Raw genomic sequence first — 21,584 nt, 5'->3', positions numbered from 1 at the left:
GCCATCATGATGCTGCGCACCGTCACGCTTTCTCTTCTTGCATTGTTGTCGGCGGCCCTGCCGTCACACGCCGAGGATCCCGCCGTCTACCCCACGCATAAAATCAAGATGCTGCTGCCCTATGCGGCGGGCGGCGGGGGTGACGTGGTCGGCCGGCTGCTCGCCGACAAGATGGGCAAGACGCTCGGACAAAGCATCTACATCGAGAACCACACGGGAGCAGCAGGCACGCTCGGCACGCAGATGGTCGCGACATCGCCAAATGACGGCTACACCATCACCGTCGGCGGCATGACCACCCATGTGCTGGCGCCGGCGATCTATCCGAAACTGCCCTATGATTCGATCAAGGATTTTACGACGATCGGTCGCGTCGGCGTCTCCTCGATCATCCTGGTGGCAACCAAGGATTTTGCGGCCAACGACATCAAGGGCCTGATCGCAATGGCCAAGAAGGGCGGGCCGATCCAGTACGGCAGCTGGGGCGTCGGCTCGACCGGCCAATTCTGCGCGGAGATCCTGATGCAGCAGACCGGCATCAAGATGGACCACGTACCTTTCAACGGCATCGCAAAACTGGCCGGCGACCTGCTCGGCGGCCACATCTCCCTTGCAACGCTCGACGTGGCCACCGCAACGCCGCTGGTGAAGGACGGCTCGATCAAGGCGCTGGCCGCCTGTGGCGAGCGTTCGCCGAGCCTGCCCGATGTCGCCAGCTACCGGGAGCAAGGCGTGCCGTTCGACCGTAGCCTGTCCTGGGCGATGTATGCGCCCGCGGGCCTCGCACCGCCGGTTGCGCAAAAATTGTCGGCGGCGCTGAAGGACGCGCTCGGCGATGCCGAGGTCAAGGAGAAGCTGCTGAAGCTCGGCATTACGCCGCAATTCGTCCCCGGCGAGGAACAGCGCGACATCAACGCCCGAGACATCGTAGCCTGGAAGCAGGTTGCCAAGGACGCAGGCATCGAGGTTAAGTGAGGTCCCGCGTGAATAGGCAGAGAACAGGAGCGCGGACATGAGCCGCATCTTCGGCGCGGTGCGCCAGAACGGATATGTGGTGCGGGACATCCACGCCGCGATGAAGCACTGGATCGAGGTGATGGGTGTCGGCCCCTGGTACTACATGGACCGGGTCAAGACCGACTGGTTCCGCCATCGCGGCCAGGACTCCGCGGTCGAGATGAGCATCGCGCTCGCCAATTCCGGCGATCTCCAGATCGAGCTGATCCAGCAGCGCAACGATGCGCCCTCGCTGTACAAGGAGTTCCTCGATGCTGGCCACGAGGGCCTCCAGCACATGTCCTACTGGAGCCACGACTACCAGGCGCTCTACGACAAGGCGATCGGGCTCGGCTATCGGATCGGCCATGAGGGCCAGATCGGCGGCGACATGGGGCGCTTTGCCTATTTCGACACCCAGGCCCATCCGGGCACGGTGATCGAGATCTCGGACATCAGCGGCACCAAGGGGCCGTTCTTCGAGAAAGTCCGGCAGGCCGCGTCGAACTGGGACGGGACGCGGCCGATCCGCGAGGTGGGCGGGGCGAGGTCGTAGGATCGGAGGCCGGTGGAGTTCGCGCGGTTGCTGGCTCGCCCGAAAACCGTGCTAACATGCACCCCGTGTCCGAACCTTCAGCGAGGCCATCATGTCCAACACTGACAAGGTTTTCGCCGGCTCGATTCCGAGAATCTACGACGAGTATCTCGTGCCGATGATCTTCTCCGTCTATGCGGAGGACATCGCGAAGCGCGTCGCCGCCCGCGTTCCCGCCGTGCTGCTGGAGATCGCCGCGGGCACCGGCGCCGTGACGCGCGCCGTGGCCGCGGCACTGCCGCCCGGCGTTCGTTATGTAGCGACCGACCTCAACGAGCCCATGCTCGCCGTTGCCGCCCAGCGCCAGGCCAACGACGATCGCATCACCTGGCGACAGGCGGACGCCATGGCCCTGCCCTTCGCTGACGCCGAGTTCGACGTGGTCTGCTGCCAATTCGGCGCGATGTTCTTTCCGGACCGCGTCAAGGCTTACGGAGAGGTCAAGCGCGTCCTGAAGCCGGATGGCACGTTCGTGTTTAACGTCTGGGACCGCATCGAGGACAATGTGGTCACCCACGAGGCGACAATCGCCCTCGCCAAGGTGTTCCCCGACGATCCGCCGCGTTTCATGGTTCGCACGCCGCACGGCTACTACGACAAGAGCCTCATCAAGAGTGATCTCGAACGCGCAGGCTTTCGCGACGTCTCGATCGAGACGCGATCCGAAACGAGCCGCGCGCCCTCTCCCGAATATGTCGCGCTCGCCCTGTGTCAGGGGACGCCGCTGCGCAGCGAGATCGAGGCGAGAGATGCCAGCAAGCTTCAGGCTGCGACCGACCTCGTTGCCGAGACGCTCCGAACCCTGCATGGATCCGGAGCGGTCGACGGCAAGATCCAGGCGATCGTGATCGAAGCGCGGCCGTAGAGACGACCTCGGCCCGCCGCAGCGGGCGCGCAGTTACCACCAGCTTCGCTGCATCGGCTGCGTCGACTGATAATATTGGTACTGGCCGCGCTGCCGGCGCGGATTGGCCGGCTGTACGTAGGGGTCACGCTGGTAGAAGAAGCCGAAGCCGTTCCCGCCATTGTCCCAGCCGTCATCGCTGGCGATCATGGCAGGTGCGGTCGGCTTGCGCGTGATGAAGCCGCCTTGCGGCTGGTCGCTCAACACCGCGACGAACTCGGTACGGTAATTGGTCTCGGCGCTCAGCGGCTCGTCCGAGATGATGATCGAGGAGCGCGGCAACGCGGTCGGCCCGATGCGATCCCAGACGTCCTGCGGGATCGTGATGCGGTCGAGCGCATCGCGGGCCTCGTCGCCGTTTTCGATCGTGACCACGCTCCAGCGCAGGCCCGTATCGGACTTCGCCATCGCCGTGAAGATATGCGTGCCGAGCGGCTGCTCGGGATTGCGGATCGTGACGGGGACTTCGATGCTGGTGTCGAACACTTCGCCGCCGCCGTCGGGCGCCGGCTTGTGCGTGTTTCGCCGCACATAGAGCTTCTGCGTCGAGCGGCTGATGTAGACCGAGACAGGCTCACCCGCCAGCTTCGCGTCGGTCGCGGCCTTGACGGCCTCGGTCTTCAGGACTGCAGCGGCCTTGGCGGCGTCCTTCGTCGCGGCCACGGCGTCGCGCTTCGACTGCGCGGCGGCCTTGGCGGCATCGAGCGCCGACGCAGCGTCGGCGGCCTTGGTGGCGACCTTCAGCTTCAGCTCCTCGGCCTGCGCACGCGCCTGATCGGACTTGGCGGCAGCAATCTTCTTGTCGGTGAAGGCGAGTTCGGCGTCGGCCCTGGCCTTCTGCTGTTCCAGTTTGCGCAGAGACGCAGGCAGCGAAGCCGCCTCCTTCGCAGCCGCGGCCGCAGCCTTTTTGGTCTCGGCGGCAGCCTGGGTCGCCTGCTCGGCTTCCGCGGAAAGCTTGTCGGCTCGGCCGGGCGCGGCCGCGATGGCCTCCGGCTTCGGTACGAAGAGCGAAGGGTGAGAGAATTCGGTCGGGGCCGTATCGTGGGGCGAGATGATCACCCGCATCCCGATATACGTCTTGTCGAACAGGCCCTCGGCGAAGCCGAACGGCATGCGCACGCAGCCGTGCGAGGCGGCATAGCCGGGCAGCGGTCCGCCATGCAGCGCGATGCCGTTCCAAGTGATGCGCTGCATGTTCGGCATCCAGGCATCGTCATACATGGTCGAGCGGTGGTCCTTGTCCTTCTCGACGATGGCGAAGACGCCGGCCGGCGTCTCGCGCCCCGTAGTGCCGGTCGACACCGGCGCGCGCAGGATCCAGCCATCGGCGTCGTAGAAGGTGACCTGCTGGCTCTTGATCGACACGATCGCCATGATCGGCTCGCCGGCCTGCCGCTGTGCGACCGCCTCGGCCGGCTGGCGTGCCTGCTTGGCCGCTTCGGCGCTGGCGGTCAGCACTGTCAGGACGGCGACCGCGGCGAGCGCAACACGTCCGGGGGGCCGGCAACGCCGGATCGCCGTGGAGGATTGCGCCGTCGTCATCAGGTCTTTCATGCCATACCCCGGTCCAGTACCAGTCCGCGCTCTTATCGATCAGATTGCGATCTTTGGATTAAGAAATCGCAGCCACCTTGCGTTCCTTATCCGGCGATTTCGGGACGGTTCGGCGGGCAAACCTCTCATATACGAGGGCTCGCGCAGGCGGAAGGTGGCCTCGAGCCCGGGCTGGCCTGAGGCTGGTCACGAATCGCTGCGGCACAATGTCCAGTCAACGGGCTCGGCGCCCGATAAGCCGCGTCATTGCAGCGCCGAAAAGGCCGAAGAGCGCAAATAGCATGAGAGGCAGAGCACGCACGGCGGCTTGACCGACCGTCTCATGCTCCATGACCAGCAGCACTGCGAACACAGTAAGGCTGAGGAGCACGCAGATGAGAGCCGTGGCAAAACCCAATTGTGCAAAACGAAGGCAAGGTCGATGGCGGTCATTGCCATATCCGGGGCGAAGATGAACGGAGCCATGCTAGCTCCACCTGGGGTGGCAGCATGTGATACCGATCACAGAGAATTGCGTCGCAAGCCCGGTTCCTGAACGGCGCACTACGCGACGCCAACCGCCTTGCTGTCGATGGCCGCCTGAATTTCAGCATCGCTCAAACCCGCTTCGCGCAACACCTCCCGCGAGTGCTCGCCGAGGTGCGGCGCCATGCGATGGATGCCGGCCGGGCTTTCCGAGAACTTCGTCGCGGGGCGTGCCTGCCTGATCCGGCCTTCGGTGGGATGATCGATCTCCGCAAACAAACCGACAGCGGCGAGATGCGGCTGCTCGCCGATCTCGGTGAGCTTGGCGAATGCCGTGTGCGGCACGTCGAGCCGCAGCAGCAGTTGCTCCCACTCCGCGGTGGTGCGGGTTGGCCCGATCTCGCTCATGCGGTCGTAGATCTTGTCGATGTTCTGGGAGCGAAGCACGGGATCGCGCACGCCGAGTTCGTCGCTCAATTCAGGGCGTCCGACGGCTTCGAAGAAGGCGCACCAGTTGTCCCCGGAGTAAGGCAGCATGGTCAGCCAGCCGTCCTTCGTCTTCACCGGGCGCCGGTTCTTCATCCGCTTGTAGCCGGTCGGGCCGATCGGCGGATCGAAGGCGTGGCCGCCAAGCATCTCGATGCTGTTGAAGCCGGCGATGGTTTCCAGCATCGGCACCTCGACCATCTGGCCCTGTCCGGTTCGCTCGCGCCGGAACAAGGCTGCAGAGACGGCGCCGACCATCGCCATCGCACAGATCTTGTCGCCGATCAGGCTCGGGACGAAGGCCGGTTCCTCGTCCGAACCGATCGACGATGCGAGGCCGGAGGCGGCCTGGATGATCTCGTCGAAGGCGGGGCGCGCGGCCCACGGCCCGTCCTGGCCGAAGCCGGTTGCCGCGGCATAGATCAGCCGCGGATTGAGCTTTGCGCAGGCCTCGTAGCCGAAGCCGAGCCGGGCCATCGCCGCCGGCCGCACATTGGTGACGAGCGCATCGACGGTCGGGATCAGCCTCGCCAGCGCCGCCTTGCCGTCCGGATGCTTCAGGTCGAGCGCGAGGCTGCGCTTATTGCGATTGACCGCCATGAACTGGCCGCTCATGCCGCGGTTTCGGAACACGCCGGTGTAGCGCCAGGTGTCGCCCGCGGGCGGCTCGACCTTGATGATTTCGGCGCCCCAATCGCCGAGCATTTGCGCGGCATAGGGACCGAACAGCACGCTCGTCAGATCGAGAACACGGATGCCGCTGAGGGGACCGGTTGCTGTCATCGTCGTTTCACTGCCGCTGGAGGAAGATCGAGTGGAGCAATTCCGGGCGGGCAAGGCTGGCGCCCTGCCCGCCGGTCGCGAGACGTCGATCCTACTCGCCGATCACGTCGCCGAACAGCTCCCAGGATTTTCCGTTGAAGCGCGCCATCTGCAATTGGCGGATCGGCGTCACCTGCTCGGCCGAGGTGTTGAGCCTGATGCCCGGCAGCAGCATCGGCAGCTCGACGTCCTTGAAAGACTGCGTCTGCTTCATCAGGTTCGCGCCCGTCAGATCGTTGCCGGCCCGTTGCAGCACCAGCTCCATGATCTGCGCCATGGTGTAGCCGGTCACGTTGAAGATGTCGGCGGGATCGGCTCCGGAATTATAGGTCTTCATCCACTCGCGCCAGGCCTTCATGCCGGCGTCATTCTCCCAGCGCGGATCGCCGGGATCCTTCAGGAAGGCGCCGGTGACGATACCGAGGGAATTGTCGAGCCCGGCTGGCACCAGCACGGAACCAACGGAATTCGAGACGGCGGGAAGGATGATCTGCGGCTTCCAGCCGAGCTCGGCGATTTTCTTGATCGCTTGGGCCGCGAATTTCGGCGTGCACTCGTTGAACACGACGTCGGCGCCGGCGGCCTTGAACTTGACGATCTGGGAATCGACCGTCGGGTCCGTCGTCTCGTAGACGGCTTCCGATACGATCTGGTTGACGTGTTCGCCGAGTCCCTCCTTGAAGCCGGCGAGATAGTCGCGGCCGGGATCCTCGTTCGGCGTGATGACCGCGATCTTCGCGTTTGGCTTGTTCGCCAGGATCCACTTGGCGTAGATTCGTCCCTCGGTCCGGTAGGTCGGCTGCGAGCCGGTGGTCCAGGGGAAATGCTGCGGATCGTTCCAGCGGCTGGCGCCGCTCGACGGGAACAGCTGCGGGATCTTCTTGGCGTTGAGATATTTCTGGGCGGCGATGTTCGGGCCGGTGCCGAGCATCGAGAACATCGCCAGCACCTCGTCGCTCTCGGCGAGCCGCCTGACCTGCTCGACCGTCTTCGCGGGCGAGTAGCCGTCGTCCATGCTGAGCAGTTCGACCTTGCGGCCGTTGATGCCGCCCTTGTCGTTGAGCATCTTGAAGTAAGCGATCTCAGCGCGGCCGATCGCGGAATAGGCGGAGGCCGGCCCCGAGTACGGCATGGTCTGGCCGAGCTTGACCGACGTATCGGTCGCGCCGGTGTCGTAGTTTCCGGCAATCGCGGCCGGAGTGGCGCTCAGGACTGCAAATAGAGCAACAGCTCCACGGACCAGTTGTTTTCCCGGCATGCCCGGCATCTCCTTCCCTGGCAGAGTGCATCGACGCGCGTGCCCGCAGGCCGTCGTCAACGTCCTCCACTTCTGTTGTTGGTTATCATCGGCCGCATCGACTGCGATGCCGGCGAACGCGACGATAGCCTGAATAGGGCGCGGGAGATGTAGCGAAGAATTCAGATGCGTATGCGCATCGCGCAGCGGTCATAGGGTGCGCGCACGTCACGTGGATGTGAGCGTCAGACCTCGAGCCATTCCTGCCGCACGGCGGCATTTGCCTTGAGTTCGTCGGGCGTGCCCTCGAACACGACGCGGCCGTGGCCCATGATGTAGACACGCTTGGAGATGCGCATCGCGATCGACAGCTTCTGCTCGACCAGCAGAATGGCAACGCCCGCTTGTGCGATCCGCGCGATGAGATCGCCGACCTGCTGGACGATCAGCGGCGCGAGGCCTTCGGTGGGTTCGTCGATCATGATGAGGTCAGGATCCCCCATCAGCGTCCGGCACGTCGTCAACATCTGCTTTTCGCCGCCGGACAGCACGCCCGCGGCCGTATCGGCGCGCGCGGCGAGATTGGGGAACATGTCGAGCATGTCCTGCAGCCGCCACTTGCCGGGGCGGCGCGTATCCTTGATGCCGAGCAGGAGGTTCTGACGAACCGTGAGGCTCGGAAAGATGTCGCGATGTTCGGGCACATAGCCGAGCCCGAGCCGCGCGATCTTGTGGCTCGGCAGCCCGACGATGTCCTTGCCCTTGAAGCGGATCGTCCCCTGCGGGGCCACCTCGCCCATGATGGCCTTGACCGTCGTCGAGCGCCCGACGCCGTTGCGGCCGAGCAGGCTTACGACTTCACCCGCGGCAACGTCGAGATCGACGCCCTGAAGGATGTGGCTCTTGCCGTAATAGGCGTGGAGATCCCTGACCTCGAGCATCAGTGTGCCTCCTCGCCGAGATAGGCTTCCTTGACCTTCGGGTCGCGCCGGATCTCTTCCGGCGTGCCTGATGCGATGATGTGGCCGTAGACCAGAACCGAGATGCGATCGGCGAGGCCGAATACGACGCTCATGTCGTGCTCGACGATGACGAGGGTCTTGCCCTCGGTCAGCCGCCGGATCAGCGCCACGGCGCGCTCCGTTTCGGCGTTGCTCATGCCGGCGGTCGGCTCGTCCAGCATGATGACGGTCGCACCGCTCGCGATGGTGATGCCGATCTCGAGCTCGCGCTGCTCGGCATAGGTCAGAAGACCGGCCGGAACGTCGCGCCGATGGGTAAGATGGATGTCGTCCAGGATCTTCGCGGTGCGCTCGCGCACTTCGGGCAGGCTGTCGACGCTCTTCCAGAAGGCATAGCGATGCCCGGTCGCCCACAGCACGGCGCAGCGCACGTTCTCCCAGACCGACATCCGCGCGAACACATTCGTGACCTGGAACGAGCGCGACAGGCCGCGCCGATTGATCTCGAACGGCTGCAAGCCCGAGATCACCTCGCCGTTCAGCTTCACCTCACCCGAGGTCGGCTTGATATGACCGCTGATCAGGTTGAACGTCGTCGACTTGCCGGCACCGTTCGGGCCGATGACGGCGTGACGCTCACCCTGCGCGACGCTCAGATTGAGGTCGCGGATGATGCCGACATTGCCGAAGCGCTTTTCGACGGCGCGGACTTCGATGGCTGCCGCGCGATTCTCAGATACCGCTACGCTCATGCCAGATACCCCCGGTCACGGGCGACCGTCGCAGCCCTGTCCCACGCCTCCGCGATCCGCCCCCAGGCCAGCCGTGCGACGAAACCGCCGCCGACCAAGAGAACCGCAGCGACGATCCATGTCACCAGCGATTGCGGCTTGAAGCCGACGCCGAACAGGTTGATGGCCTCGCCCCCGGAATAGCGCGCAACCGTCTCGATGGTCAGGATGACGCCGCAGGCCAGCGCCAGCGTCGGCACGATGGCGACGAGATAGGACGGAATCACCGTCCGAAGCGTACCCGCGCGAACCAGCGGCCGGTGCATCATCAGGAGGCCGGCAATGCCGCCGGGCGAGAACATCACGATGCCGATGAAGATGATGCCGAAATAGAGCTGCCAGACGCTGGTGACGCTGGTCAGCCCGAGCTGCAGGTAGGTCACCAGGATCGCGCCCAGGATCGGCCCGAAGAAATAGGCGGTGCCGCCGATGAAGGTCGAGAACAGCACGAGGCCCGACTGGATCGCGCCGAGATAGGCGGAGTTCGCGATCTCGAAATTGATCGCGGCCAGTCCACCGGCAACACCGGCGAAGAAGCCGGCAAAGCAGAAGGCGAGATAGCGGACGACGTGGGGATCGTAGCCGATGAACTGGACGCGTTCAGGATTGTCGCGGACGGCGTTGCTGATCCGCCCGAGCGGCGTGCGGGTCAGCGCGTACATCGCGATCGCCGACAACACCAGCCAGAACGCGATGAGGTAATAGACCTGAAGCTGCGGGCCGAACGACCAGCCGAATATCTTCGGCAGCGCGGTGCGGTCCGTGGTGATGCCGGATTCGCCGCCGAACACCGAGCGCAGGATCAGCGAGGACGACGCCACCAATTCACCGATGCCGAGCGAGATCATCGCGAACACGGTGCCGGCACGCTTGGTCATCACCCAGCCGATGATGATTGCGAACACGAGGCCGCCGAGCCCCCCGAATAGCGGGATGAACGGCAGCGGGATCGGCCATTTGTGCGCGACGACCGCATTCATCATGTGGCAGGCGGCGAAGCCGCCAAGGCCGTAATGCACGGCATGACCGAACGACAGCAGGCCGGTCTGGCCGAGCAGGATGTTGTAGGACAGCGCAAAGACGATCGCGATGCCGATCAGGCTGAACGTTGTCAGCGAGCCGCCGGAGGAGAAGACCATCGGCAGGCCGATCAGCGCGGCGATGCCGAGCAGCCAGACGCCGTAGAAGCGCAGGCCGTCGCCGGCAGGCTTGCCGGCAGTCTTCGATGTCGAAGTCGAGCTCGGGGTCACCTTGGCGTTCATGACTCGCGTGTCCCCATCAGGCCCATGGGGCGTACGATCAGAATGATCACCAGCAGCAGATAAGGCACGATCGGCGCGACCTGGGCGATGGTGACGTTCCAGATGTCGGTGAGAACGGAGGGCCCAGCCGACGGATCGAGCGGGCCGAAGGCACTCGCGAGCGAGCCGTCAAGCGCCACCGCAAAAGTCTGCACCAGGCCGATGACGAGCGAGGCAATGAAAGCGCCAGGCAAAGAGCCGAGCCCGCCGAACACGATCACCACGAACAGGATCGGGCCGAGCGCCGCGGCCATGTCGGACTGTGTCACCAGCGCAGGACCGGCAATGACACCGGCAAGGCCCGCGAGCGCGCTGCCGACGCCGAACACCGCCATGAACACGCGCCCGACATTGTGGCCGAGATGGCCAACCATATGCGGATGCGTCAGGGCCGCCTGCACGATCAGGCCGACGCGGGTGCGCTTGAGCACGATCAGCAGCGCGACGAAGATCACGATCGAGACGGCCAGCATGAAGAGCTTGTAGGCGGGATAATTGGTCGAGAAGATCGTGAAAGCCGGGAAGTCGAGCAGGGTCGGCACGCGGTAGTCGACCGGGCTCTTGCCCCAGATCATCGACACGATCTCTTCGATCGCAAACGCGAGGCCGAACGTCAGCAGCAGTTCTGCGACATGGCCGTGCTTGTGGGTGTTGCGCAGGCCGTAGCGCTCCACGGCCATGCCGATGGCGCCGACCAGCAACGGCGCCAGCACCAGCGCCGGCCAGAAGCCGATCCATTTGGTGAGCTGGAAGCCGAAGAAGGCGCCGAGCATGTAGAAGCTGGCATGGGCGAAGTTGAGCACGCCCATCATGCTGAAGATGACGGTGAGCCCGCTCGACAGCAGGAAGAGCAGCATGCCGAACAGCACGCCGTTCAGGGTCGAAATGACAATGAGTTCAAGCACAGCGCACTCGTCTCTGGCCGGGGCCTGATGGCCCCGGGTGAATGTCGTCCAATCAAAGGCCTTCCGCCCGCCGCCTTCCCGCGACCGGTGACGGCCGCGGGAGAGCGATAGGCCAGGTGATTACGGCCGCGTCATCTTGCAGGTCGTGGAGACCATCGCCTGCGCGGTGTCGACCTTGGAGACCAGATGCCAGCCCCAGCCGGTGTTTTCCTCGTCGAACGGCTCGTTGGCGGCGAGCTTGCCGAAGGAGGAGATGTAGATCGGCTGGAAGAACTGATGGTCGTCCTTGCGCATGACGCCCTGGCCGCCGTCGAGAACCTCGAACTTCAGGTCCTCGAGCGCCGCCGCGACCTTCACGGGATCGATCGAATTGGCCTTCTCGGCTGCCGCCTTGAACATGCGCATCTCGTTGACCGCACGCGGATACCACAGCGAGAGGCCGACCTTGGCACGGAACGTCTTTTCGAAGTCCATCGCCGACTGGTTGCCTGAGTTCGCGAAGCCTTCGGTGATCTGGAAGACCTGGTGGTCGAGGCCCGTCTGCTTGATCGCGGTCGGGCCACCGGCGCCGCCGGCATAATAAGTGTACCAGTTGACCTTCAGGCCCGCGTCGGCCGCGGCCTTGAGCAGCAGCGCGATGTCCTGGCCCCAATTGCCGGTGACGACACTGTCGGCCCCGGAGGCCTTGATCTTGGCGATGTAGGGCGAGAAGTCGGTGATCTTGAGCAGCGGATGCAGTTCGTCGCCGACGATCTGGACGTCAGGACGCTTGGCGCCCAGCATCTTGCGCGCATCGGTGCGCACCGACTGGCCGAAAGAATAATCCTGGTTGATCAGGTACACCTTTTTGATCGACGGGGTGCCCTTCATGTAGTTGGTGAGCGCTTCCATCTTGATGTCGGAGCCCGCATCCCAGCGGAAATGCCAATAGCTGCACTTGTCGTTGGTCAGGCTCGGATCGACGGCGGCGTAGTTGAAATACAGGACTTCCTTGCCGGGATTGCGCGTGTTGTTCTTGGTGACGAAGTCCGAGAGCGCCGCGGCGACCGACGAACCGTTGCCCTGCGTAATGAAGCGGACCCCCGAGTCGATCGCCTTCTGGGCCTGCACCAGGCTTTCCTGCGGATTCGTCTTGTTATCGAGACCGACGATCTCGATCTTCTTGCCGAGGATGCCGCCCTTGGCGTTCATCTCGTCGGTCAGATACTGAAAGGTCTTCAGGCCACCCTCGCCGACGCTGGCACCGCCGCCGGAGAGCGGATCGATGTAGCCGATCTTGATGGTGTCCTCGGCCGAGGCGGCCTGGCCGAGCATCGGGGCAATCACGGCAATGGCCAAAGTGAGCTTGCGCATTCTTTTCGTTTCCTCGCTGGCCATCGACTTTAGTCGATGGGTTCTTTTGCGCGTGTTGCAGCGCAATTTCAGCCTCTTATGAGCAGAATGACCTCCGTTTATCAAGCGCAACCGAACATGGCTCCCGCCCGGGCCATGAAATAAAGCGGCTGCCTGAACCCTTCCAGGAGCTTTCCGCGGCAAGAAAATAGGACGGCAATCGTGGCGTGGTGCGGACGACGTATCGCGCGGATCTCATTGCCGGCGATTCCGACAATGTGAGCAATATTGAACAGAGGCGGATAGCATGGCGCGGCATGCTTGCCGCCACGCGGCCGGAATCGGCTGTCATCGGCGGCGGCTTCGGATCCAGCATCCCCCGCCATATGGGGAGTACCTTCAAATGTCCGAGGTCTATAGTCGTCCAGAACCGACGTTGATTCCGATACCACGACCGCTGTGCCCGGCCTGCCAGAGCCGTATGATGCTGATCCACGTCGGGGCGTCTCGTGACGGACCCGATCTTAGAATCTTCGAGTGCTCCAAGTGCGGGAACATTCGCAAGATATCCCTTGACGATCCGATGAGATCGACCAAATAGCCGCGAGGCAGAGCGCGTAAGGTAGCAGCCATCAGAACAACGCGGACCACCGTTTCGTTAGCCAATCCGTTCGTCCTTCGGGATGTGGAGGGCGATCGCCTCCGGTGAATATGTCGTCCTCACCGATGAAGAGCAGATCGAAGGGTTGTCGAAAATCGCCTATCGGCGCGTGGAGACGCTGCATCAAATGCCCGCGAGGTCTGCCTCGCAACTGCTGATCCAGTCCTACGCGATCAGCCAGACGGAGCTGGACGCCGCGCTCATGAAGGGCCGGCACCAGAATGTGCTGCGGCATTGAGCGCACGCAAGTCGCCTGGCGACCGGCCGAAGCTGCCGCGAAATTGCCCGATAGGGATCAGGATCAGGGGCGAGCCCGAGGCGGAACCGAGATTTGCCTAACTTGCCCCGCCAAGCCCTGCTAGGCTCGAACTCTCACATCAGGTTTTAACGACATCATGCCAAAGGCGGCGAAAAGCGCGTTCGATCCAAAACTCTTCCTCGCCAAGGTCGGCCAGGGCAAAGCCATATTGAAGTTCGACAAGAACCAGGTCGTGTTCTCGCAAGGCGACGCCGCGGATGCTGTTTTCTACCTTCAAAAAGGCCGGATCAAGGTTCTCGTTGTCTCCGAACAGGGCAAGGAGGCCGTGGTCGGAATCATTGAGCCCGGACAATTCTTCGGCGAGGGCTAGCCTGAATGGCCATCCCTTGCGGATTTCGACGACGGTGGCCATGGAGCAATGTCTGATCACGTCGATCGCGAAATCAGCGATGCTCGTCGTACTCAGGGCCGAACCAAAGTTCTCCGAATTGTTCATGGCGTATCTGCTCAGTCGAAACAGCCGCATCGAAGAAGATCTGATCGACCAATTGTTCAATTCGAGCGAGAAGCGGCTTGCGCGTCTGCTGCTGCTGGCGAATTTTGGCACGGACGGCGCCACTCAACCCATCTCGGCGAAGGTCAGCCAGGAGACGCTCGCGGAGATGATCGGGACAACCCGATCCCGCGTCACCTTTTTCATGAACAAGTTTCGCAAGCTCGGCTTCATCTCCTACAACGGCAAGATCGAGGTTCACAGTTCCCTCCTGAACGCGGTCTTGTACGACAAGCCGGAGATCGTGAGGGACGACTGAAGCGACAGAAGGCGAGGGCCTCGAGCCATCTCCTGCAACGATTGAAGGCACCTCATGAAAAGGCCGACCATGCAAGTCGAAGAGATCGAGCCGAGAACGATTCAAAGAGCCGATGTAGCCCCGGCCGATGGCTTCTCGCTTATCGTCGACGGCCACTTCAAGACCCGTCATGAAAGCGAAGCGGCTGCGCGGGCAGCCGGCACCGAGTTGCTCGGCAGATTCCCGATGCTGCAGATCCTGGTCTACGATGCTGCGACCAGGGTGCGGTCGCCGCTGAAATAGATTTCTGGTCGACCGGGCCCCGCCAGGGACGACAGATCACCTCTTCTTGAGGCGATCGGACGGGGTGTCGGAGATGATCCGGCGCAGGCGTCTTGCTTCCGCAAAGGTGGCGGATGGCTGCCTTTGCGGCGCAGGACGATTCCAGGCTCTTCAGGCTCCGGCGATCCCGGGGCCGTTAGCAGCGCTTCGCCGTCGCGATCCAGATGCTTGTCGGAGCCCAAAGCGCCGAGCGTATGGCCGACCAACTCCCCGAGAGGCGGTAGATGCTGTTCCCCCGAAGATCGTAAACTTTCTTGCCCGAGAGATCAAAAATCGACGCGCCGTTCACGACGCCGGCACGGTTTCCTCGGGTATTGAGTACGTATCGCTCACCAAACATTCCCCCTTTGGGGCCCCTGGGGAGGTACTCCCGGCGGCCGCCTGCCAAGTCGCGGCCCGGCCCTTCGCTTCTTCCTCGGCCAGACGCTTCAAGAGCCATCGCCGCCGGACGGCGTCTCTTTCCAGACCGATCTCCCGCTTGAAGATTTTGAGGTTTTCGCGATGGATGTAGTCTTCCAGATCTTCCATTTGGGGGACTCGCTCAAGTCGGTGGCCGCAAACCTTGGCGGTCCATCCAGAGAACGGCGGCCGATGTCATCGGATCTGTTTCGATTGCGGCGGAGTAAGCTCGTTGGCACCCGGCGCACCCGAATGTTCCGATCTCGAAGGCGGATAGACCGGGGATCCTCCACAAGCTCATTGGTTCGCGGCACCAACGACAGTGCGGACCTCGGGCTGATGCAGGTGGAGAACTGTGTGTGTGCGAATGTTGCAAATGCATGCGGTGCACCGCGGATCAGGCGAGAGCACTACAGCACTCTCAGTCACCGAAGATTGCCGATGAGGGGCGGTGATAAGGCCAGCATGGACCGCCGGGTCCGAAGTTACTGGTCAATATTGCTCTCGAGGAGAGTTCTCTTCCGCCTCGAACCCCGCCCGCCTCGGCTGGCATCTCGCTCGGCGGGCATCTTCGCTACACGCCCAGCGCCTTCCGGTTGAAGTTCCGCAAGACGCGCAGTGACAGCGTCCGCACCTGGGCGACATTGAGAAGCCACGCCACGGCGGCATAGGCGCAACCGCCCGCAAGGCTCACGACGATCAGTGCCATGAGGCCGGTGCCGCCGGTTTGCGATCGCGCCAGCAGGATCGTTCCCGCCATCGCCGCAGCCGATATTGCGATGCCGGCGAGCCGGTTGAAATCGAACGGCACGGGGTGAGCCCGGTGCATCAGCACGATTGCGACGAGGAAGCCGATCGCCTCGGTCGCGAGCGTCGCCAGCGCGGCACCAAGGAGACCGTAGCTTCCGACCAGCGCGAACATCAACGCCACGCTCAGCACCAGGGTGAGGAAGGATTGCGCCGCCAGCATGAAGGGCCGCTCGGCGAGCTGGAAGCTGATCTGCACGTAGAACTGATTGGCGATACCGAAGAAGCGGGCGAGCACCAGGGTCGGCAGCAGCGCCGACACACCGGCGCGGAAGTCAACGCCGACGAGCGTGCCGGCGACCTGATCCGCTGCAAGCGCGAGCCAGATCGCAACGGGCGTGACGACGACGAGCAACAGCTCGAGGCTTTCGGTCAGCCGCTCCCGCGTCGTCTCCTTGTTATTCTCGGACAATGACCGGAACACCAGCGGCACGGTGGCCGCGGCGACGCTGGATGCGATCATGACCATGAACTGGCGCGGCAGGTCTGCGGCGACGCCGAAGATGCCGGCGGCATCCTTGCCGAGCAGATAGGCAACGATCAGCCGGTCGCAGGCCGAATAGACGGCAACGGAGAGCCCGGCCAGCGTCAGCGGCAAGCCGTAGCGGGCCAGCTGCATGAACTGGCTGCGCTCGAAGCGCGCAATTTTGGTGCGGTCGCCGACGAGGTTCAGGATGACGCCGGTGAGCGATCCCAGGCCGAACGCTGCGAGCAGCCCCAACCCACCCCAGCCGAGCCAGATGCCGAGCAGACCGAAGCCGACGCTCGACACACTGCGCACGATCGAGATCGCGGCAAACCGGTAGGGACGCAATTTGGCGCGCTCGAACTCCTGACCGACATCGACCGCATTGGCCATGATCGCGACGAACATGCTGGCGAGCAGCAGTTCGACACTGAGGTCGCTGCGGAACAGGAAGACCAGCGGGGTCGTGGCGCAGAGCACCGCGACGGTGAGCCCGAAAGCCACCATCGCCGTACCGCGAAAATCCACCTCCGACGACATCGCCTGATAGCGCGACACCGACAGCTTGATCCAGGCGAAGAAGATCGCGCCCAGAATGCCGGCGAGGCTGATGCCCACGACATAGACGCCGTACTCGGACGGCGTCAGCAGCCGCGTATAGGCCGTGACCGCGAAGAAGCCCACCGCCGCAGGCAGGATGTAGGCGACGAGATAAATCGAGAAATGGCGGTTCAGCATGCGAGCACGGGACCGGCGGCGGTCTTGCGAGTGTGACGGCCGTTCATGGATCGGCCTTGAAAGGGGGCGCCTTGGCGGGGCGAGCGAATGCGCCGCAGCATCGCTCAAGAGTGTCACATAAGTCTGCAGATCGGGCGGCGAATGAAGCTCTGAAGCCGCTTTCGCGCGTTAGCGTTAAATTTGCCCTTCCCCTAACGGCAAGGCGCGATCATGGAAGGAAACCATGACCTGCAGACGGTGGAAGTTAACCCCACGAGACGAAACCCCGGCGTCGAGGGGCGACGCTTGGTACGATGGTGCGTTGGTTAGAAAAAGGACTGCCGTGACCAGGCTCGACAGACGCGAATTCCTCCTCGGCGGCGCCGCAGCACTCGCGGCAAGCGCATCCGTGTCGGCGGCGCCGGCGGCGAAACTGGCGCAGCGCCATCAGGGGTTCGGCGCAGCGGCCACGCTCTGGGACCTGCAAGCCGATCCCAGGCTCGGCGAAGCCATCAGCACCTATTGCACCCAGGTCGTCCCGGTGCTCGAGCTGAAATGGCCGATGCTGCGGCCGAATGCGCATACGTTCAATTTCGAGCGCGCCGATGCCATCCTGGATTTTGCGCGGGACAACGACCTGACGATGCGCGGCCACGCGCTGGCCTGGTATCACGACATTCCGGACTGGACCAAGCAAATCAAGGATACCCGCGGCGTCGAGCGCGCCTACGTCGACCACATCGGCACCGTCGTCTCCTACTACAAGGACAAGCTGACGTCTTGGGACGTCGTCAACGAGCCGATCCCGGACAATCCCCGCAGTCCGAAGGACCGGCGCGACACGTTCTGGACCCAGCATCTCGGCCAGAGCTGGATTCCGCTGGCCTTCCGCACGGCGGCTGCAGCCGATCCCTTCGTCAAGCTCGCGATCAACGAATATGACATCGAGTCTGCCAAGGACTCCTTCATTGCCAAGCGCGCGGCTTATCGTCACCTGATCATGGATCTGCTCGACCAGGGCGTTCCGCTTCACGCCGTGGGGCTGCAATCGCACCTCCATGCCGAGCTCGAGATCGACACCCATGGGCTGGCCGAGTTCGTAACCGAGCTGCGCTCGTGGGGCCTTGAGGTCTATGTCACCGAGCTCGACGTCGACGACCAGAAGCTGACGGGCAATCCGGCGGAGCGCGACGCCATCGTCGCCAAGCGCGTCAATGACCTGCTGACGGCGATCTCGACCAGCGGACCGGTCCGCTCGATCCTGACCTGGGGCCTCTCGGACCGCTACAGCTGGATCAACGGCACCTTTGCCCGCGCGGACAAGCAGCCGAACCGCCCGCTGCCGCTCGACGGCGAGTTCAAACCGAAGCCGTTCATGGACGTGATCAGCAAGTTCACAAAGGACGCGTGAAGGCGCGAGCTTAGCTGCGCGCCTTTAACTCGAACTCGGCCGCGTCGTCGATATGGTCGGGTGCAAGGCTCGGAGCGCGGCGATCGCGCGAGCTGAGCCGGAACACGTCGCGGATGTCATCGACCGAGGTCGACGAATAGGACTGGATGCAGAGCGCGACCTGCTCGGGCCTCGCGGCGCGCATCAGCGCTTCGATGGCCGGACGGTCGAGCGGCGTGTCGTCCCAATGCGAGACCGCGATGCTGTCCTCGGTGACCCGGTGGGCGGCCAGATGCGCGGACGAGTTCGCGACGAAATGGCCGTACATCAGATATTCCGAGAACTTCTTCTTCCGGCACAGCGCCAGAACCCAGTTCAAGCCGGTCGCCGACTTGATGGCATCGGTCATCGCACGCGCGGTGCCCTTGTCCCAGACCAGCGCGTTGCCGACGTAATCGTCGGCAGGGAACGAGCGCTCCTTGATGCCGAGAAGCTGATCGACGGTGCGCAGCCACAACCCATGCAAGGGGTGATCGGCGCCGATGTCCTTCGGAGTGACGAACAGCGGCGTCTTCTCGGCGCCGGCATATTGGCCGACGTCGAATTCGCGGAAGAACAGATTGTCCGAATCCAGGATGCAGACGCGCTGCTCGGGCGCGTTGAGGACGCCGGCGATCTTGAGGATCTGCTGAATGTGCCAGCCATGCACCGGCGACGACAGCAGCGACAGCCAGACCCGCCGCTTGCTGATGAACTGGAGCGCCGGCGGCAGCGCGAACAGCCATTTCGGCAAGTAGCGCGAGGCCGGAACGATGACCCGCATGTCGGACGCGAACCGCGCGAACAGCGGCAAATCCTCATCGTTAACGAGAACATAATGCCGCGTGTATCCCGTGAGCCAGGTGTCGATGCTCTCGCTGAGCAGCGAAAAGCGTTCGATATCCTTGGCATAGCTGGCAGTCAGCAGGGCAACGGAATGCATGGGCGCGCTCAAATGGCCATCAGGCCGTACTCATAGCGGCGTCGGCATGCGTTGGATACGTGCATTCGCAATCAAGGTAAAATGAAACGATGCGTTAGCCATCCGGCGACACCGTTCGGACCACGCTCGGCTGGAGCGACGGAGCTCTCGGCCATCGCGGATGATTACGGGGCTCACTCGCCAAAGCTGTGAATGACCCAGTTGCAGCTTGATTATTTGGCGCTACCGCGCAAGATTGTTCCTGCGTTTTGATTTGGACGAATATTTTGGACTGGGGGATCGTTATGGGTGTGATTGAATTTTTCAAGAGTACATCGTTGGGCGACGAGGATCGCAAGGGTCTCCCAAAAATACTGGTTGCCGAGAAGAAGTAGGCTTCATCGGCCGCGGCGCGCAGGAATCGTCAGGCTTCACTTTTCGAAAGATGGGCCGCTCGCGGGTCGAGCTTGGGGTCTCGCACAAGCTTGCGCCTGTAAACCGGCCTGAAAATCGACAAGAATTCGCCCCGGTGGATCGCTAGAAGCGGTCTGCGTGGTTGATTCTTGCTCAGTTGTTTCTTCCGTCGGGACCGGGGATTTGCCCCCGGGCCTGGCGCTAAAGGCCCAATTGATGGCGAACGACAGAATTGAACTCTTTGTCGGATTGATCGAATCCATTGATACGCCGGGCGCGGTCGAGGAGTGCCGGCGGCTGCTCTCGGTCGATGAACGGATCCGTGCCGATCGCTTCATGTTCGAGCGGCATCGACGGCAATATATTTTCGCGCACGCGATGCTGCGCCTGGCGCTGTCGCAGATCGCCTCCAACGTCGCGCCGTCCGACTGGTCCTTTGCAGCCGGCCGCTACGGGCGGCCGTTTGTCGCAGCGCCCGTGACATCGAGCGCACTGCACTTCAGCCTGTCCCACGCCGACGGCTGCGTCGCCTGCGTCGTGTCGCGGCATGAATCCGTCGGCGTCGACGTCGAAACCGTGTCGCGGCGGGTGGCCCCGCTGTCCACCGCGCTTCGCTTCTTTGCGCCAGAGGAGATCGAAACGCTGCGCGCACTGCCGGAGCCGGCTGCGACCGAGCGCTTCTTCGACTATTGGACACTCAAGGAAGCCTATCTGAAGGCCAGGGGCTTTGGACTCAATTTGCCGCTCGACGCCTTCGCGATGCAGGTCTCGCACGAGGCCATCGAGATCAGCTTCAAGCCCGATATCGCCGACGATCCCGACGGCTGGCGCTTCTCGCTGTGCTCGCCCTCGCCCTCGCATCGCCTCGCGATCGCCGACGGCTCCCGCTCGGACGGTGGCCTTCCCATCAGCCGCAATGCCTGGCCGCTCCAGGAAGCGGCTGAATGACGCCGCCGCGGACGCGGCCTCACCGCGCCTCTTCGAATCCCGCCAGCACCGAGGTCAGGTTCGCCCCCAGAATATCCGAGAGATAACCGCCCTCCTGCACGAACACGGTCGGCAGGCCCATCCTGGCGATGGCCTGGCCGATGCGGCGGAAGCCCGGCGTGGTCACGGCGAGGCCCTTGAGCGGATCGTGCTCGGAGGCATCCAAGCCGAGCGCGATCACGAGCGCGCCGGGGGCAAAGGACTCGATCGCCTTGCGCGCGACGTCCATCGCCTGGATGTAGCCGTCATCGCCGGTACCGATCGCGAGCGGGATGTTGAGATTGGTGCCGAGGCCGGGTCCCTCGCCGCGCTCATGCGCATAGCCCCACACATAAGGATAGTAGGCAACGGGATCGGCGTGGATCGACACTGTGTAGACGTCGGGCCGGGCGTAGAAGATGCCTTGGGTGCCGTTGCCGTGATGGACGTCGACGTCGAGAATCACGACGCGCTCGTGCTTCTGCCGCAGATGCGCGGCAGCGATCGCGCTGTTGTTGAGGAAGCAGAAGCCACCGGCCATGTCGCGATAGGCGTGATGACCGGGCGGACGGCAGAGCGCATAGACCGCATCCTCGCCATCCATCACCATCTGCGCGGCCGTGGCCGCAACGTCGGTCGCTGCGCAGGCCGCAGCCCAGGTGCCCGGGCCGATCGGCGCCGCGGTGTCGGCGGTATGCCAGCCGAGTCGGCCTACGATATGGGTCGGATAGGTCGCGGCATGGCGCACCGGATGAATGTTGCCGATCATCTCCGGACCGGAATCGCCGAGCGCGGTCCAGGCGTCCCAGGCTTCGCTCAGGAACGACAGATATTCCGGACTGTGAATGCGCGCGCGAGGCCCCTGCCCGAATGTGGTCGGATCGACCAGCTGGTGCTTGCCGTCCTTCAAGCCCTTGAGCAGGCGGTCGGCGCGCTCCGGCTGCTCGGTGGTGCGCTTGACGACACCGCGGACCAGGAAGAATTGCGGATCGTGGCTGCGGTGCAGTTCGGTATGGACGGCTTTCACTCAAACACTCCGTGCTTGCATGCTGTTCAGGCGG

The 21,584-nt window shown here is 63.6% G+C and carries 19 protein-coding genes and 1 pseudogene; 8 read left to right on the top strand and 12 right to left on the bottom strand.

Translation table 11 applies throughout. The features are described 5' to 3' along the window. Positions 1-6 precede the first annotated feature (6 nt). From IVB24_RS11540 to IVB24_RS11530, 3 genes are all read left to right on the top strand, one after another. Complete coding sequence (locus IVB24_RS11540; RefSeq protein WP_247772906.1) at positions 7-975, top strand: tripartite tricarboxylate transporter substrate binding protein; 969 nt, start codon at positions 7-9, stop codon at positions 973-975. 37 nt (positions 976-1,012) lie between these two features. Beyond that, positions 1,013-1,552, top strand: coding sequence for a VOC family protein (locus tag IVB24_RS11535; protein ID WP_247772905.1), 540 nt, complete (start codon positions 1,013-1,015; stop codon positions 1,550-1,552). A 91-nt stretch (positions 1,553-1,643) separates the two neighbouring features. Next, the gene (locus tag IVB24_RS11530) at positions 1,644-2,456 is read left to right on the top strand and encodes a class I SAM-dependent methyltransferase (RefSeq protein ID WP_247772904.1); all 813 of its coding nucleotides are present in this window, start codon (positions 1,644-1,646) and stop codon (positions 2,454-2,456) included. Between the two features lie 33 nt (positions 2,457-2,489). On the opposite strand, the gene IVB24_RS11525 is transcribed toward IVB24_RS11530, so the two are convergent. The 8 genes from IVB24_RS11525 to IVB24_RS11490 form a co-directional block, all read right to left on the bottom strand. Further along, complete coding sequence (locus IVB24_RS11525; RefSeq protein WP_247772903.1) at positions 2,490-4,049, bottom strand: L,D-transpeptidase; 1,560 nt, start codon at positions 4,047-4,049, stop codon at positions 2,490-2,492. 543 nt (positions 4,050-4,592) lie between these two features. After that, positions 4,593-5,783, bottom strand: coding sequence for a CoA transferase (locus IVB24_RS11520; RefSeq protein ID WP_094973698.1), 1,191 nt, complete (start codon positions 5,781-5,783; stop codon positions 4,593-4,595). Between the two features lie 91 nt (positions 5,784-5,874). Next, positions 5,875-7,080, bottom strand: a complete 1,206-nt coding sequence (locus tag IVB24_RS11515; RefSeq protein ID WP_247772902.1) for an ABC transporter substrate-binding protein — start codon at positions 7,078-7,080, stop codon at positions 5,875-5,877. Positions 7,081-7,304: 224 nt separating this feature from the next. Continuing rightward, entirely contained in the window at positions 7,305-8,000 is a 696-nt protein-coding gene (locus IVB24_RS11510) for an ABC transporter ATP-binding protein (protein ID WP_094973697.1), read from the bottom strand. Further along, positions 8,000-8,773: an ABC transporter ATP-binding protein gene (locus IVB24_RS11505; RefSeq protein WP_247772901.1), complete on the bottom strand. Its 774-nt coding sequence runs from the start codon at positions 8,771-8,773 to the stop codon at positions 8,000-8,002. Before IVB24_RS11505 ends, IVB24_RS11510 begins: the two co-directional genes overlap by 1 nt. Then, the gene (locus tag IVB24_RS11500) at positions 8,770-10,074 is read right to left on the bottom strand and encodes a branched-chain amino acid ABC transporter permease (protein ID WP_247772900.1); all 1,305 of its coding nucleotides are present in this window, start codon (positions 10,072-10,074) and stop codon (positions 8,770-8,772) included. The genes IVB24_RS11505 and IVB24_RS11500 overlap by 4 nt, the downstream gene beginning before the upstream one ends. Then, positions 10,071-11,018 (bottom strand): branched-chain amino acid ABC transporter permease, encoded by a 948-nt coding sequence (locus IVB24_RS11495; RefSeq protein WP_094973694.1) that lies wholly within the window; start codon positions 11,016-11,018, stop codon positions 10,071-10,073. The genes IVB24_RS11500 and IVB24_RS11495 overlap by 4 nt, the downstream gene beginning before the upstream one ends. Positions 11,019-11,138: 120 nt before the next feature. After that, positions 11,139-12,371 carry a branched-chain amino acid ABC transporter substrate-binding protein gene (locus tag IVB24_RS11490; RefSeq protein ID WP_247772899.1) on the bottom strand — a complete coding sequence of 411 codons (1,233 nt, stop codon included), beginning with the start codon at positions 12,369-12,371 and terminating at the stop codon, positions 11,139-11,141. 662 nt (positions 12,372-13,033) lie between these two features. Between IVB24_RS11490 and IVB24_RS11485 the strand changes: the two genes are divergently transcribed. From IVB24_RS11485 to IVB24_RS11475, 3 genes and pseudogenes are all read left to right on the top strand, one after another. Beyond that, positions 13,034-13,249: a hypothetical protein gene (locus IVB24_RS11485; RefSeq protein ID WP_247772898.1), complete on the top strand. Its 216-nt coding sequence runs from the start codon at positions 13,034-13,036 to the stop codon at positions 13,247-13,249. A 157-nt stretch (positions 13,250-13,406) separates the two neighbouring features. Further along, positions 13,407-14,082 (top strand): annotated as a pseudogene (locus IVB24_RS11480) (Crp/Fnr family transcriptional regulator). Between the two features lie 69 nt (positions 14,083-14,151). Beyond that, the gene (locus IVB24_RS11475; RefSeq protein ID WP_334249265.1) at positions 14,152-14,364 is read left to right on the top strand and encodes a hypothetical protein; all 213 of its coding nucleotides are present in this window, start codon (positions 14,152-14,154) and stop codon (positions 14,362-14,364) included. A 324-nt stretch (positions 14,365-14,688) separates the two neighbouring features. Here the strand turns inward: IVB24_RS11475 and IVB24_RS11470 are convergent, their stop codons facing one another. Further along, complete coding sequence (locus tag IVB24_RS11470; RefSeq protein WP_155526011.1) at positions 14,689-14,931, bottom strand: hypothetical protein; 243 nt, start codon at positions 14,929-14,931, stop codon at positions 14,689-14,691. 445 nt (positions 14,932-15,376) lie between these two features. After that, positions 15,377-16,813, bottom strand: coding sequence for an oligosaccharide flippase family protein (locus tag IVB24_RS11465; RefSeq protein ID WP_247772897.1), 1,437 nt, complete (start codon positions 16,811-16,813; stop codon positions 15,377-15,379). Positions 16,814-17,135: 322 nt separating this feature from the next. On the opposite strand from IVB24_RS11465, the gene IVB24_RS11460 reads away from it, so the two are divergent. Next, positions 17,136-18,203 carry an endo-1,4-beta-xylanase gene (locus tag IVB24_RS11460; RefSeq protein WP_247772896.1) on the top strand — a complete coding sequence of 356 codons (1,068 nt, stop codon included), beginning with the start codon at positions 17,136-17,138 and terminating at the stop codon, positions 18,201-18,203. A 10-nt stretch (positions 18,204-18,213) separates the two neighbouring features. Here IVB24_RS11460 and IVB24_RS11455 read toward each other — a convergent pair whose 3' ends face one another. Further along, a complete protein-coding gene (locus IVB24_RS11455; RefSeq protein WP_247772895.1) occupies positions 18,214-19,164 on the bottom strand; it encodes a DUF6492 family protein in 951 nt (316 codons plus the stop codon). 609 nt (positions 19,165-19,773) lie between these two features. Here IVB24_RS11455 and IVB24_RS11450 point away from each other — a divergent pair. Further along, positions 19,774-20,505 (top strand): 4'-phosphopantetheinyl transferase superfamily protein, encoded by a 732-nt coding sequence (locus tag IVB24_RS11450; RefSeq protein ID WP_247772894.1) that lies wholly within the window; start codon positions 19,774-19,776, stop codon positions 20,503-20,505. Positions 20,506-20,524: 19 nt separating this feature from the next. Here the strand turns inward: IVB24_RS11450 and IVB24_RS11445 are convergent, their stop codons facing one another. Beyond that, the gene (locus tag IVB24_RS11445) at positions 20,525-21,550 is read right to left on the bottom strand and encodes a histone deacetylase family protein (RefSeq protein WP_140477399.1); all 1,026 of its coding nucleotides are present in this window, start codon (positions 21,548-21,550) and stop codon (positions 20,525-20,527) included. Positions 21,551-21,584: the final 34 nt, after the last annotated feature.

The sequence above is a fragment of the Bradyrhizobium sp. 192 genome (assembly GCF_023100965.1).
Classification (GTDB): Bacteria; Pseudomonadota; Alphaproteobacteria; order Rhizobiales; family Xanthobacteraceae; genus Bradyrhizobium; species Bradyrhizobium symbiodeficiens.
The sequence above is the reverse complement of the archived record's forward strand: the minus strand, read 5'-3'. Positions and strand labels throughout refer to the sequence as shown.